General features: G+C 69.7%; 6 protein-coding genes. All 6 read left to right on the forward strand.

Annotated features, from left to right (window positions below):
• The first annotated feature begins 135 nt into the window (after positions 1 to 135).
• From ACFPIH_RS07240 to ACFPIH_RS07265, 6 genes are read left to right on the forward strand one after another with little or no spacing between them, the layout of a single operon-like run.
• Positions 136 to 3,096, forward strand: a complete 2,961-nt coding sequence (locus ACFPIH_RS07240; protein ID WP_381169960.1) for a TIM-barrel domain-containing protein — start codon at positions 136 to 138, stop codon at positions 3,094 to 3,096.
• 42 nt (positions 3,097 to 3,138) lie between these two features.
• On the forward strand, positions 3,139 to 5,001 hold the full coding sequence (locus ACFPIH_RS07245; RefSeq protein ID WP_381169347.1) for a DUF4091 domain-containing protein: 1,863 nt from the start codon (positions 3,139 to 3,141) through the stop codon (positions 4,999 to 5,001).
• Positions 4,998 to 8,642, forward strand: coding sequence for a beta-galactosidase (locus tag ACFPIH_RS07250; protein ID WP_381169349.1), 3,645 nt, complete (start codon positions 4,998 to 5,000; stop codon positions 8,640 to 8,642). The genes ACFPIH_RS07245 and ACFPIH_RS07250 overlap by 4 nt, the downstream gene beginning before the upstream one ends.
• The gene (locus tag ACFPIH_RS07255; protein WP_381169351.1) at positions 8,639 to 12,343 is read left to right on the forward strand and encodes a beta-galactosidase; all 3,705 of its coding nucleotides are present in this window, start codon (positions 8,639 to 8,641) and stop codon (positions 12,341 to 12,343) included. The genes ACFPIH_RS07250 and ACFPIH_RS07255 overlap by 4 nt, the downstream gene beginning before the upstream one ends.
• Positions 12,343 to 14,346 (forward strand): glycoside hydrolase family 31 protein, encoded by a 2,004-nt coding sequence (locus ACFPIH_RS07260; RefSeq protein WP_381169353.1) that lies wholly within the window; start codon positions 12,343 to 12,345, stop codon positions 14,344 to 14,346. The genes ACFPIH_RS07255 and ACFPIH_RS07260 overlap by 1 nt, the downstream gene beginning before the upstream one ends.
• A gap of 47 nt (positions 14,347 to 14,393) precedes the next feature.
• Positions 14,394 to 15,575: an SGNH/GDSL hydrolase family protein gene (locus ACFPIH_RS07265; protein ID WP_381169962.1), complete on the forward strand. Its 1,182-nt coding sequence runs from the start codon at positions 14,394 to 14,396 to the stop codon at positions 15,573 to 15,575.
• Positions 15,576 to 15,578: the final 3 nt, after the last annotated feature.

Here is a 15,578-nt window from a genome sequence, read left to right on the forward strand (position 1 = left end):
GCCCCAGCCCTGCCAGGCACCACGCACCGCCGCTCCCGATCCACCGTCCTGTCCGACAGGAGGACCCGAGTGCACGCCCGACTGAGCAGTCCCGGCGGCCTGTTAATCGCTGCCGCGCTGACCGCCGCCCTGCTGATGGCGCCCGTCACCGGCTCCACCGCAGCGGCGACGGCCGCCCCCCGCCCCACCACCACCGCCGCCACCGGCGGGCCGAAGGTGGACCGCACCGCGCACACCGTCACGGTCTCCGTGCCGGCCTCCGCGGGCGCCCCCGGCTACACCCTCGACGTGGCCACCGACGCACTCGCCCTGACCACACGCCGCGCCGGAAAGACCGTGCTCGCCACCGCCTCCGGCGACACCGGCGCCCTGCGCTTCGCCGCGGCCGATGGCACCTGGCAGCACGCGACCGGCGTCACCGGCTGGACGTGGAAGAACGGCGTCCTGACCGTCACCGCCGACAGCACGCTGGACGGCGCCACCGTGGAGGCCCGGATCACCCCCGGCACCGACCGCTACCAGCTCGACTGGGACGTCCACGGCGGCGGACCGAAGAAACTGGGCCTCGCCTACGACCTGTCCTCGGCCGGCCACTGGTACGGCCACGGCGAGGCGGAGACCCCGCAAGGCGGTCCCGGCGTCAACCAGCCCTGGCCGCTCGACGCCGGCGAGGTCGACCACGAAACCTTCGGCCCGGCGTCGTACAACATGATCGACCCGTTCTGGTACACCTCCAAGTCGACGGGTCTGCGCGTCGACACCGGAAACGTCATGGACGTGGCGCTCAACAAGGGCAAGGACGGCCTCGGCACCTTCACCGTCGAGTCACCCGACACCTACAAGGCGACCGTGTTCGTCGAGTCGACTCCGCTCGCGGTCTACCGCGACTACATAGGAATCGTCGGCAAACCGGCCAAGAGCGACGCCCCGTACGAGCAGTACGCCAAGCCGCTGTGGAATTCCTGGGCGCAGTTCTACACCAAGGTCGACCAGGAGAAACTGCTCGACTACGCCACCGACCTCCACGACAACGGTCTGGACGGGCACACCATCCAGCTCGACGACAAGTGGGAGTCGAACTACGGCAATCTGACCTGGGACCCCAAGACCTTCCCCGATCCCAAGGGCCTCTCCCAGAAGATCCACGACATGGGGTTCGACTTCGGCATCTGGGTCACCCTGTGGATCAACCTGGACTCCGACAACTACCAGTACGCGGCCGACCACGGCTATCTGCTCATGGACGCGAAGGACACGGCCAAGCCGTGTGAAGTGACCTGGTGGAACGGCCAGGCCGGGATCATCGACCTGGCAAATCCCGAGGCCAAAGCCTGGTACGAGGGCAACCTCAAGACACTGATGGACACCTACGACATCGACGGGCTGAAGTTCGACACCCGCTTCTTCGACGAGAAGTGCGCACCGCGCGAGGGCCACCAGGCCACGGACTACCAGAAGCTCGGCACGCAGCTCGCCGACGAGTTCGACCTCCAGGGCGCCGGCATCCGGGTGCACTGGAACCAGACGGCCCACGAGGCCGGCTTCGTCACCCGCCAGGTCGACAAGGGCACCGGCTGGGACTCCCTGCGCGCCTCCGCCACCCAGAACCTGGCCATCTCCACCATCGGCTACCCGTTCGTCGAGTCCGACATGATCGGCGGCTCCGGCGGCCAGCCGGCACCGTCGAAGGACGTGCTGGTGCGATGGGCGCAGTCCGCCTCGCTGATGCCGCTGATGTACGCCTCGACCTCTCCGGTCGACACCAACGACACCACCACCGGGCAGAAGGTGGACTACGACCAGGAGACGGTCGACCTCTACCGGCAGGCGATCGAGACGCACGAGAAACTCGCCCCCTACATCTGGGACCAGGTGCAGAGCACCCTCAAGACCGGCGATCCGATCATGCGGCCGCTGTTCTTCGACTTCCCGAAGGACGAGGCGAGTTACACGGTCACCGACGAGTGGATGCTCGGCCCGGCCGTGCTGGCCGCGCCCAAGCTGAGCACCGGCGCCACCCGCTCCGTCCATCTGCCACCGGGCACCTGGTACGACGTGAACCAGGGCACCGTGATCCGCGGCCCCAGGACCCTCAAGGGGTATGCGGCACCGCTCGGTGTCACCCCGGCCTTCGTGAACCTCAAGGCCAAGGGCGCGGCCAAGGCCATCAAGGCCCTCAAGCGCGACGACGCTCCGGCCGCCTCGGTCCTGATCACCCCGGACGCCCCGGCCACCGACTCCGGCACCCCGTTCGAGGTGACCACCGAGGTGACCAACTGGGGCACCCGGACCCTCAGGAACGCCAAGGCGGCACTGGACCTGCCCGACGGCTGGACTGCCAGGGCGACCGGCCCGACCACCGCGAAGTCCCTCAGGAACGGCGCCGCCCTCACCACCACCTGGACGGTGACCCCGGCCGACGACGCCCGCTGGGGCAGCCACGACCTCACCGGCACCGCCACCTACAACGGGGCGACAAAGGTGTCCGACACCGTGCAGGCGCGGGTGAAGGCCGCCCCGGGCAGTGTGCAGGCGCCCTATCTGACGACCGACACCACCTCCGGGGACGCCCAGTACGCCCAGGGCGGCGACCAGTTCGCCATCTGGGCGGGCGGCCAGGACCTGTCCGGCTGGAAGGACGAGAAGGGCGTCATCTACCGCGACGACGCGGCAGGCGAGCAGGCCACCGTGCGGGCCCAGTTGGTCTCGCAGGACAGCGCCTCACCGGTCGGCAAGGCAGGCATCGCCCTCGCCAACGACCTGACAGCACCCGAAAAGGGCGGTTACGCGGTGCTGGTCATGACCCAGCAGTACGGCGTGGAGTTCATGACCGACAGCGACGGCGACGGGAAGCTCGACACCTGGGCGGGCGGTGGCTCGACCTACCACCCGGCGTATCTCAGGCTGACCCGGGACGGCGCCACCTACACCGCGTACGCCAGCAAGGACGGCGAGACCTGGTCCCAGGTCGGCACCGCCCAGGTGCCGTCGGCCACCGGCACCGGTGACGCCGGGATGGTCGCCAGCGCGGCCAACGCCAACCACCCCGGCGAGAACATCGAAGCCGTCTTCAGCGGATTCTCCGTCACCTCCTGACACCACAGGCGCCACTGATCCCAAGAGAGGGAACCGAGCCCCATGGCACGTACGTCCTCAGCTGTCGCCGGCTTCGTCGCGGGCGTGGTCGTGGCCGCGAGCACCACCGCGATCGCCGTCACCGGTACCACCGGCACCGACCTCGATTCCAAGGCCACCCCCACCTGGCTGACCGTCAAGGTCGCCGATGCCATGGGCACCAGGGACACCATCACCTGGGTTCCCACCGGCTCCTTCGCCGGCTCCGCGGAGGAGCGGGTCCCGCGCTACCCGATGACCGCCGTCCAGGGGAAGGACACCAAGGAGCTCAAGCTCTCCGCCGTGCGCAACGAGCAGGTCTCGGCGCAGCTGGCGATCGCCTCCGGCCAGAAGCTCGACGATGTGAACGCCGTGATCGGCGACCTCACCGGCCCCGGCGGCGCGAAGCTGTCGGGTGCCGACACCCAGGTCCGGTTCGTCAAGTACGTGCCCGTGCAGCGTTCCAAGAGCGAGGTCGACTGGTCCGCCACCATCGACCAGGTCAGCTCCGGCAAGGAGGTGTCCGGCGACCGCAACCCCGACGTGGTCGGCGACGCGCTCGAGGAGCGGTCCTCCGTGGACGTGCCCGCGTACGCGGCGCAGCCGCTGTGGTTCACCTTCCACATCCCCGAGAAGGCCAGGCCCGGCACCTACACCGGCACGGTCAAGGTCAACGCCGACGGCCGCACCCAGGCCAACTATCCGCTGACCATCGAGGTCGCCGACGCGAGCGTGCCCGACCCGAAGGACTACGACTTCTTCCTCGACGTATGGGCCCAGCCGGAGACGATCGCCAAGAACCACGGCGTCAGGCTCTGGTCCGACCAGCACTGGAAGCTGATCGAGAAGTACAACCGCGACCTGGCCTCCCGCGGCCAGAAGGTCATCAACACCACCATCGTCGACAACCCGTGGCACCACCAGTGGTCGCTGGGCACCCGGGAGTCGCAGACCGCCACGCCGTACACCAGCATGGTGGGCTGGAGCTGGAACGGAAAGACGTTCTCCTTCGACTTCGACCGCTGGGACCAGTACGTCCGGACCGCCAGACGCGCCGGTCTCGGGCCCGACATCGGCGCCTTCTCGATGCTGGCGTTCCAGGACCAGGAGCACCTCACCTACACCGACACCAGCACCGGCAAGACCGTCTACGAGAACGTCGGTCTGGGCGGGGACCGCTGGCGGGAGGCCTGGGGAGCGTTCCTTCCCGCCTTCGAGAAGCATCTGAAGGCGAAGGGCTGGCTGGACAACACCTGGCTGTCCTTCGACGAGCGGCCCATCGACACCATGACGGTCGTCAGGGACTTCGTCCACGAGGTCGCGCCGGCCTTCGACGACCGTATCTCCGTGGCCGGTTCGATCAGCACCGAGGGCGTCGCGTCCAACCTGTCCGTCGACTGGGGCGGCATCGACGCGATGACGAAGGAGAAGGCGGCGGAGCGGCGCAAGGCCGGCAAGATCACCACCTTCTACGTGTACGGCTCGCCGGCCCACCCCAACACGCTGTCGTACTCCCCCGCCGTCGAGTCGCGGATGCTGCCGTGGATCTCCGCCCAGCGGCACCTGGACGGTTTCCTGCGCTGGTCGTACAACAGCTGGACCAGCGATCCCTTCAAGCAGCCGGTGCACATCTTCACGCAGGGCGACGAGTACCTGGTCTACCCGGGCAAGGACGGCCCGATGTCCAGCATCCGCTGGGAGCAGCTGAAGGAGGGCATCGAGGACTACGAACTCGTCGCCCAGCTGCGGAAGAAGGACGGCGGCACCGACAGCGACGCGCTGACCGAGGCCCTCACCACCGCGACCCGGAACCTCGACGGCCGGACGAAGGACGTGGGCGACATCGAGACCGCGCGGGCAGCCGTCGTGAAGGGGCTGACGTCATGAGGGTGAGGTGGAAGTCCCTGCTGCTCGCCGCGGCCCTTGCTGTCATGCCCCTGACCAGTCCGCAGGCCACCGCCGTACCGGTCCAGGCCAAGCCCAGCGCCCCGCACACCGTCACCTACGACCAGTACTCCGTGCAGGTCGACGGCAAGCCCCTGTACCTCTGGGGCGCCGAGTTCCACTACTTCCGGCTGCCCAGCCCCGACGCGTGGCGCGATGTACTGCAGAAGATCAAGGCGGGCGGGTTCAACGCGGTCTCGCTCTACTTCGACTGGGGCTACCACTCGGCCAAGCCGGGCTCGTACGACTTCACCGGCATCCGCGATGTGGAGCGGCTGCTCGACGAGGCCGAGCGCGCGGGCCTTTATGTGATCGCCCGCCCGGGCCCGTACATCAACGCGGAGGTCTCCGGCGGCGGCATGCCCGCCTGGCGGAAGACACAGGCCGGCGTGAACCGCACCTCCGAGCCGGAGTACACGAAGGCGGCCCGGGAGTGGATGAGCCGGATCAACCCGATCATCGCGCGCCACCAACTCACGCGTGGCACCGGGTCGGTGATCCTCTACCAGGTCGAGAACGAGTACCAGGGCGGCCGGCAGGACGCCGACTACATGCAGACCCTCATCGACTGGGCGCGTGAGGACGGCATCGACGTCCCGACCTTCGTCAACGACGGCGGCGCCAACAAGAACTGGGTCAGCGGCAAGGGCGCCCCGGACATCTACGGCTTCGACGCCTACCCGCAGGGCTTCGACTGCAAGGACCCCGACACCTGGAAGAACCTGCCCGACTATTCGTACGTCAACGAGTGGAAGCCCGAGTCCCCACTGATCATCCCGGAGGCTCAGGGCGGCGCCTTCGACCCCTGGGGCGGCACCGGATACCAGGACTGCGCGAAACTCACCGGCACCGACTTCACCCGGGTGTTCAGCAAGATGAACATCGCCGCCGGAGTGAGCGGCCAGTCCTTCTACATGACGTACGGCGGCACCAACTGGGGCTGGCTCGCCGACCCCAACGCGGTCTACACGTCGTACGACTACGGGGCCCCGATCAACGAGTCGCGCCAACTGACCGAGAAATATCAGGAGTTCAAGCGCCTCGGGTACATGGTCAACTCCGTCACCTCGCTGGCGCGCACCGACAAGGCCGAGGCTCCCGTGCCGTCGGACGACGCCCTGCGCGTCGACCGGCGCGTCAACCCCGACGACGGCACCCAGTTCTTCACCGTCCGGCACGCCGACACCAGAGTGAAGGACAAGGACGAGACCACCCTGTCGCTGAAGGGCGCGGACGGCGACTACCCGCGCGTACCCCAGCGGGGAACGATCACCGTCGACGGCCGGGACGCCAAACTCCTCGTAGCCGGATACGACTTGAGCGACACCCAGCGGCTCGTCTACTCCACCTCGGAGATCATGACGCACGCCCGGATCGGCGACCGGGACGTGGCACTGCTGTACGGGCGGGCGGGCGAGACCGGCGAGACCGTGCTGCGGTACTCCGAGCGGCCCGAGGTAACCGTCCTCGACGGCGAGGTCACCACCGCCTGGGACGCCGAACGCGGCGACCTGCGCTTGAACTACACGCACAAGGGCCTGGCCCGGGTGCTGGTGAACGGTATGGAGTTGCTGATCGCCGACACCGCCGAGACCGCCCACTGGTGGCGGCAGGACACCGCCGCGGGCCCGGTTCTCGTACGCGGCCCGTCGCTCGTCCGTACCGCCGAACAGGCGGATGGCACCCTGAAGTTGACCGGCGACTCCACCGAGGCCGCGAAGATCGAGGTCATCGCGGACGCCAGGAAGGTGACCTGGAACGGTCGCAGGGTCGCCGTCACCCAGGCGCCGCGCCCGGTCGAGCTGCCCCCGCTGACGACATGGAAGTACCAGGAGGAGGCGCCGGAGGCCGCCCCCGGCTTTGACGACTCCACCTGGACCACCGCCGACCACCTCACCGCCAACAACCCCGATCTGGCCGGGTCGTTGCCGGTCCTCGCGATGGACGAGTACGGCTACCACCACGGAAACGTCTGGTACCGCGGCCGGTTCAGGACCACCGGTACCGCGACCGCGCTCGCACTCGACGCCAAGACCGGTGCGACCGGGCAGTACGGGGTCTGGCTCAACGGCCGCTACCTCGGCAGCTCCGGCAACGGCGCGCACACCTTCGACATCCCGGCGGACACGCTCAAGGCCGGCGGGGACAACGTCCTCTCCGTGCTGGTGGAGAACGCGGGGCACAACGAGGAATGGGGCCACGACTACTCCAAGGAGCCGCGCGGTCTGCTCGGTGCCGAGGTGATCGGCGGGGCCTCCACCCTCACCTGGAAGATCCAGGGCAGCCGCGGCGGTGAGGACCCGGTCGACACCGCCCGGGGCCCGTACAACAACGGCGGGCTGTACGGGGAGCGGGCCGGCTGGTCGCTGCCGGGATACCCCGACGGCGGCTGGAAGAGCACCACCCTCTCTCAGCAGACCGGGAAGACCGGGCCCGGCGTGCGCTGGTACCGCACCTCCGCCCGGCTCGACCTGCCGCAGGGCCAGGACAACGCGCTCGCACTCGATCTGGCCGAAGCCGACGGCGGCAGCACCGGCTACCGCGCCCAGATCTTCGTCAACGGCTGGCTGATCGGCCGCTATCTGCCGGACACCGGACCCCAGACACGGTTCGTCATCCCCAAGGGCATCCTGCGCGAGCAGGGCACCAACACCATCGCCCTGGCCGTGTGGTCCACCGAGGCCGGTGCAGGCCCGGGTTCGGCGAAGCTCGTCGGCCTCGGCGCCTCGGCGGGCGGGATCAAGGTCCCTGCGGTGGCCGCGCCCTCGTACGACGCCAGGACGTACGCCATGCCGGACGCCGGCGCCCGAGTCACCGTCGACGCCGAACCGTTCCTGAGCACCGGCACCGCCGCCGAGGTCCCCGTCACCGTCAGCGTGCCGAAGGGCGCGCCGACCGCCCGGAACGTCGAACTGGCGCTGAAGGTCCCGGCCGGCTGGACCGCGACCACCGACGACACCACCCGTTTCGACCGCGTCCGGCCCGGCGACACGGTGACCGCCGACTACACCGTCACCCCGCCTGCCGACCCGGTCCACTACGCCGTCCTGTCCGCGACCGCCAAGCTGACCCAGCACGGCCGTCCGGGCACCGTCACCGGTGTACGGGCCGTGCAGGTGCCGCCGCCGGGGCTGTCCGCTGACGCCCATGTGAGCGACCTGACCCTCGTCACGGCGGTCAACGGCTGGGGTCCGGTGGAGAAGGACGCCTCCAACGGGGAGTCCGCGGCTGGCGACGGACGTCCCCTGAGCATCGGCGGCACCACCTACGCCAAGGGTCTCGGTGTGCACGCGAACAGCCGGATCCGGGTCTACCTCGGCGGCGGCTGCACCCGGTTCACCGCCACCGCCGGGGTGGACGACGAGGTCGGTGACAGCGGCAGCGTCTCCTTCCAGGTGATCACCGACGGCCGCTCCCTCACCACGACCCCGGTGGTGCGCGGCTCCGACGGCGGCGCCGCCATCGACGTGGACGTGACCGACGCCCGCTGGCTCGACCTGCTGGTCGACGGGGACGGCGATGTCTCCACGGACCACGCCGACTGGGCCGACGCCAAGCTGACCTGTACGGGAGGGACCTCGTGAACCTCGCCCGAGTTCGACACCTGCGTACCGCACTGGCCGCCGTACTGCTCGCGGTCCTCTCCGTGGCGGTACCCGCCCACGCCACGGTCCAGGATGCCGCCAAACCCACTCCCCACACGGTCAGTTACGACAAGTACTCCGTCGAGGTCGACGGCGAGCGGCTCTTCGTCTGGTCCGGGGAGTTCCACTACTGGCGGCTCCCCAGCCCCGACCTGTGGCGCGACGTGCTCCAGAAGATCAAGGCGAGCGGGATGAACGCCGTCTCGATCTACTTCGACTGGGGCTACCACTCCCCGGCGAAGGGCGTCTACGACTTCACCGGTGTCCGTGACGTCGACAAGCTCCTCGACATGGCCGAGGAGGCCGGGCTCTATGTCATCGCCCGGCCGGGCCCGTACATCAACGCCGAGACGGACGGCGGCGGCTTCCCCGGCTGGCTGATGACGCAGAAGGGACAGGCCCGCTCCACCGACCCCGAATACCTCGACGCCGCCCGCGAGTGGCTCGAGGAGATCGACAGGATCCTCGCCCGCCGCCAGGTCACGAACGGCACCGGACCGGTGCTGCTCTACCAGGTGGAGAACGAGTTGTACGACCCGCAGGGCCGCGACTACATCGTCGAGCTGAGCAAGCAGGTACGGGCCGACGGCATCACCGTGCCCCTCGTCGGCAACGAGCCGATGCCGCAGTACGCGGGCGGTGAGGGCCTGGACTTCGTCGGCGAGCTGGACCAGTACAACTCCTTCTGCAAGGGCGAGTGGTGGCTGCCCGCCCTCAAACGGCAGCAGGACGACGCTCCGCTGGCGATCTTCGAGGCGGGCACCGGCTGGTTCCAGACCTGGGGCGACACCGGCTACGAGAAGTGCCCGGAGAAGATGGGCCCCGCCTACCAGAAGATCGTCAACAAGCACGAGGTCATGCAGGGCACGACGATCGAGAACCTCTACATGACCTACGGCGGCACCAACTGGGGCTGGCTCGCCGACCCGCGCCAGGTCTACACCTCGTACGACTACGGCGCACCGATCAGCGAGCCCCGGCAGACCGGCGCCGACTACGACGAGATGAAGCGGCAGGGCCTCTTCTACACCACCACAGGACCGCTCACCGCGACCGATCCGGCCGACGCCCCGGCCTCGTCCAACACCGCCGTGCACATCGAGGCCCGCGCCAACCCGGACAACGGAACCCAGTTCCTCTACCTCCGGCACGGCGACCCGATGGCCGACGCCGACGCCACCACCACCTTCGACTGGAAGACCCCGGACGGCACCTATCCGGTGACCGCACGGCTCAACGGCAAGACCGGCAAGATCCTCGTCGCCGGCCATGACCTCGGCGGCGGCCAGCGCCTCGTCTACTCCACCAGCGAGCTGCTGACCAGCGCGCGGACCGGAGAGCGCACCCAGGCCGTGCTGTACGGCGGCGAGGGCGACCCCGGGCAGACCATGCTCCGCTACTCCGCCAAGCCCAAGGTCACGGTGCTGGACGGCAAGGCGGACGCCACCTGGGACGCCGAGCGCGGCGACCTGAAGCTCGACTACACCCATTCCGGCCTCACCCGGGTCCTCGTCCAGGGCGGCGGGCGCCCCGACCTGCTGCTGCTCATCGGCACCGACGCCGAGGCCGCCGGCTTCTGGCGGCAGGACACGGCGGCCGGTCCCGTGCTGGAACGGGGCACCGAACTGGTCCGTACGGCGTCCGTCACCGGCCGGGGGTCGACGCTCGCCCTCACCGGCGACGCGAAGAAGGCGGGCCCGCTGGAGGTCTTCGCCCCGCCCGGCGTACGGAAGGTCACCTGGAACGGCGCACCCCTCAAGGTGAAGCCGACCTCCTCCGGCAGCCTGCTGGGCAGCGTGCCCGGCCCGAAGGACGTCGAGCTCCCCGAGCTGACCGACTGGAAGACGTCCGCCGAAACGCCGGAGGCCGACCCGGACTTCGACGACGCGTCCTGGACGTACGCCGACAAGCTGAGCAGCAACAACCCGACCGAGCCCGGAACTCTGCCGGTGCTCTACCAGGACGAGTACGGCTACCACTACGGCTATGTCTGGTACCGGGGCCGCTTCAAGGCCACCGGCACCGAGAAGTCCCTCTCCCTGACCGCCTACGCCACCAACCCGGACACCGGCTCGGCCGCGGTGGGCGCGTACTCGGTGTGGATCAACGGGAAGTTCGCCGGGACGAGTCAGACCGGCCGCAAGACCTTCCCCCTGGCTGACGGGCTGCTGCGCAAGGGCAAGGAGAACGTGGTCTCCGTCCTCGTCGGCACCATGGGCCACAACGAGGACTTCACCTGGAACAGCGACGACCACAAGCAGCCCCGCGGCCTGACCACGGCGTATCTCGCGGGCTCCGACGCGCAGATCACCTGGCGCATCCAGGGTGCCCGGGGTGGCGAACAGCCCGTCGACACGGTACGCGGGCACATGAACAACGGCGGTCTGTACGGGGAGCGTTCGGGCTGGACCCTGCCCGGCTACCCGGACCGCGCCTGGGACGACACCACGCTGCCGGCCAAGGACACCACCCCCGGCATCGCCTGGTACCGCACCACCTTCAACCCCCGGCTGCCCAAGGGCCAGGACGTCTCCGTCGGCGTCACCATCACCGACGACCCCGGCCGGAACTACCGCGCCCTCATCTATGTCAACGGCTGGCTGATGGGCAACTACGTCAACGACACCGGTCCGCAGCACACCTTCCCCATACCCAACGGCATCCTGCGCGCCGTCGGCAAGAACACCATCGCCATCGCCTCGTGGAGCGAGGACGCCAAGAGCGGTGGCCTCGGGAAGGTGGGTCTCACCACGCTCGGCAATGTCACCTCCTCGCTGCGGGTCGGCCAGGTGACCTCCCCGGCCTACGACCGCGCCACCTATGCCGACCCGGCCACCCCGGCGCGGATGACCGTCGACGCCCCCGACACCGTCGAGCCGGGCAACAGCTACCAGGTCACGACGACCACTGCCGTACCGGGCGACGGCAAGACGCTCCGCGACCTCACCCTGAGCCCGAAGCTGCCCGACGGCTGGACGGCGACCCCGGCCGACCCGGTGCGGCTCGGCACGCTCAGGCCCGGTGCCTCGGCGAAAGCCCGGTGGACCGTCACCGTGCCCGCCGACCAGCAGACCGGCACGGTCGCGGTTCTCCGCGTCACCGCCGACTTCACCCGCGCCGGCAAGCCCGGTTCGGTGACCGGGGAACAGGTGGTGGCGGCGCAGCCACCGCCCCTCGCGGCCGGCGAACACTACGTCAGCGATCTGCCGTTCCAGGCCGGCAGCAACGGCTGGGGGCCGGTCGAACGCGACCAGTCCGTCGGCGAGAACGCCGAGGGCGACGGCCTGCCGCTCACTCTCCACGACACGGTCTACGACAAGGGCCTCGGCACCCACGCCGCCAGCAGCGTGCAGGTCTGGCTCGGCGGCACCTGTACCACCTTCCACGCCGCGCTGGGCCTGGACCAGGAGACCTACGGCCGGACCGACGGCCCGGCCACCGTCGCCTACACCGTCCTCGCCGACGGAACCCCCGTCTACGAGAGCGGCACTGTCGACCGGGACACGGCGACAAAGGAGATCGACGTCGACGTGGCAGGCGCGCGCCGCCTCGAACTCGTCGTCTCGGACGCCGGGGACGGCAACGCCCTCGACCATGCCGACTGGGCCGACGCCAGACTGACCTGCGGCGGCGGTGCCTGATGCCTACGGTGAGACGAGCCGTCCGCTGCGGCCCGGCGGCGCTGATCCTGGCCGCCCCGCTGCTCGGCACGGCCCCAGCGGCCGCCGGCTCAGGGCCGATCACCTTCGCGACACCCGCCTACCAACTGCGCGTCGAAACAGACCGGTTGGCCGTCACCACCGTGCGGGCGGGCCGGACCGTCCTGGCCACCGCGCCCGGGGCGTTCCGGTTCCGGATCGGCGCCGACTGGCACATCGTCCGGGAGGTCACCGGCAGCACCCGTGACGGCAACGCCTTGCGCGTCACCGCCGCCACCGACCTGCCGGGCGTCACCGTAGATCTACGGATCATCCTGCGCTCCGACCGGTACGTCATGAACTGGTCCCTGTCGGGCGCCCGGGCCGACGCGCTCAGCACGGCGTACTACCTCAGCAGCGCCGGTCACTGGTACGGACACGGCGAGAACAGCGACCAGACCGTCCAGCCGTGGCCGCTGGACTCCGGGCAGCTGGTGGACACCGGGTTCAGCCCGGCCTCCTACCAGGTGGTCTCCCCCTTCTGGTACACGTCCAGCGCCACCGGACTGCGGGCGGACACCAACGACCCGATGGACGTGCGGATCAACTCCGGCGGCAACGGGCTCGGCGAGTTCACCGTCACCGGAGACCGACCCGCCGCCTCCACGGTGTTCGTCGAGGAAACCCCCGCGGAGGTGTACCGCGACCACATCGCGCTGGTCGGCAAGCCCGAACGCTCCGACACCTCCTACGAGCAGTACGCCACCCCACTGTGGAACTCCTGGGCCCAGCTCTACGGCGAACAGACCCAGGAGAACGTCCTCGCCTTGGCTCGCGCGCTGGCCGGCGCCGGGCTCGGCGGACACGCCCTGCAGATCGAGGAGAGCGTGATCGCCGCCGACTTCGGCGAACGCTTCCCCGATGTGCCCGCCCTGTCCGGGCAACTCGGCCGCCTCGGCTTCGACCTCGGCATGTGGACGGGCCTGTACATGCCCGAGACCGCAGTCAACTTCTCCGAAGCCGTCGCCAACGGGTATCTGCTGAAGGACCCGTCCGACCCGGCCAAACCCTGTCTGTTCACCTGGTGGAACGGCCGCCGGACCGGGCTGATCGACTTGGCGAACCCGGCAGCGCGGCAGTGGTACACCGACGATCTCACGGCGCAGACAAGCCAGTTGGGGGTCGCCGGGTTCAAGTTCGACACCGCCTTCTTCGACGACCGCTGCGCCCCCTTCGCGGGGGCCACCCGCGCCGACTACGTGAAGTACGGCACCGAGCTGGCCGACGAGTTCGACCAGCAGGGAGCCGGGCTCCGGGTCGCCTGGAACGCCGCGCAGGCCAAGGGCTTCGCCACCCGCACGGCCGACAAGCCGACGACCTTCGCGGGGCTGCGCGCCGCGGTCTCGGCCAACCTGGCGGTCTCCACCATTGGTTACCCGTTCGTCGAGACCGACATGATCGGCGGCTCGCTCAGCTACCCACCGCCCACGAAGCAGGTCCTGGCCCGCTGGGCACAGGCGGCGTCCCTGATGCCGCTGATGTACGCCTCGACCTCGCCGACCGGCGTACGGGACGCGACGACCGGCGAGTGGGTCGGCTACGACCGCGAGACGGTCGATCTCTACCGGTCGGCCATCGCGACGCACGAGCGGCTGGCCCCCTACATCTGGGGGCAGGTGCAGAGCACCCTGAAGACCGGCGATCCGATCATGCGGCCGCTGTTCTTCGACTTCCCGAAGGACGAGGCGAGTTACACGGTCACCGACGAGTGGATGCTCGGCCCGGCCGTGCTGGCCGCACCCAAGCTCGACGAAGGCACCACCCGGGACGTCTTCCTGCCGACCGGAACGTGGCGTGACGTCACCAACGGCAAGGTCGTCCGCGGCCCCGTGACGCTCGAGGGATACGCGGCTCCGCTCGGGGTGACCCCGGCTTTCGTCAACCTCGAGGCCAAGGGCGCCGCCAATGCGTACCAGGCACTCGCGCGCACCGGCGCAAAACGGTAGGGGGCGGGATGCGTTCGATATGCGGCAGGTTCGCTGTGCTGATGCTCATGGTCGTGGCTGTCCTCGCGGGGCCGGTGGCGCCCAGCCAGGCAGGTCAGTTGTCCGGTCAGCGCGGCTGGACGGGGACCTGGGCGGCGGCGGCCGGCGAGCACTACGAGGTCTCGGGGATGTCCGAGGTGACGGTGCGGATGCCGGTGCACACCAGCGTCGGCGGTTCATCCGTACGCATCCGCCTGACCAACGCCTACGCCACCGACCCGGTGACGATCGGGCACGCGACCGTGGGCCTGCGTGACGGGGGTTCCGCCGTGGCACGCCCATACGACGTGCGGTTCGGCGGGAAGCGCGAGGTCACGATCCCGGCGGGCGGCGAGGCGGTCAGCGATCCGGTCCGCCTGGCCGTGCCGGCCCTGACCGACCTGGTGGTCAGTCTCCATCTGCCCGGCCGGGTCACGCACATCACCGATCACTGGTGGGCGCAGCAGACCGTGTACTGGACGGACTACGGGGCGGGCGACCACGCCGCCGACACCGCCGGTGACGCCTTCACCTGGACCACCACGAGCTGGCCGTTCCTCAGCGGTGTCGATGTGACCGCGCCGAGGACCGGGGCGGTGGTGGCGCTCGGCGACTCGATCACCGACGGGTCCTTCTCGACGGCCGACACCAACCAGCGCTGGCCCGACCTGCTCTCCGCCCGGCTGAACGCCTGCCGGCCCGGCGCAGGGGTGCTCAACGCGGGCATCACCAGCAACCGGATCACGGCCGGGACCGCGACGAACCCCTCGGCCCTGGACCGGCTCGACCGGGACGTGCTCTCCCAGCCGGGGGCACGGACCCTGATCCTCTTCGAGGGGATCAACGATCTCGGCGGGGCGAGTGCCGAGCAGATCATCGCCGGGATGACCAAGATCGCCGACCGGGCGCACCAGCGCCGGATGCGGGTCGTCGGCGCCACGATCACCCCGTACCAGGACTTCTCCTGGGGCGGTTGGACCGAGGAGACGGAGGCGCGGCGACAGCAGGTCAACGCGTTCGTCCGGGACTCCGGCGGGGTCTTCGACGACTACGCCGACTTCGACCGGGCGGTCCGGGACCCGGCGGATCCGCGCCGGCTGAGCTCGGCGTACGACTCCGGTGACCATCTGCATCCCAATGACGCCGGGATGAAGGCGTTCGCCGACTCCATCGACCTGACCACGCTCGGCCTCGGCCGCGGCTGTTCTTGAGGA

The sequence above is a fragment of the Streptomyces vulcanius genome (assembly GCF_042653945.1).
In the GTDB taxonomy this organism is placed as follows: Bacteria; Actinomycetota; Actinomycetes; order Streptomycetales; family Streptomycetaceae; genus Streptomyces; species Streptomyces mangrovi.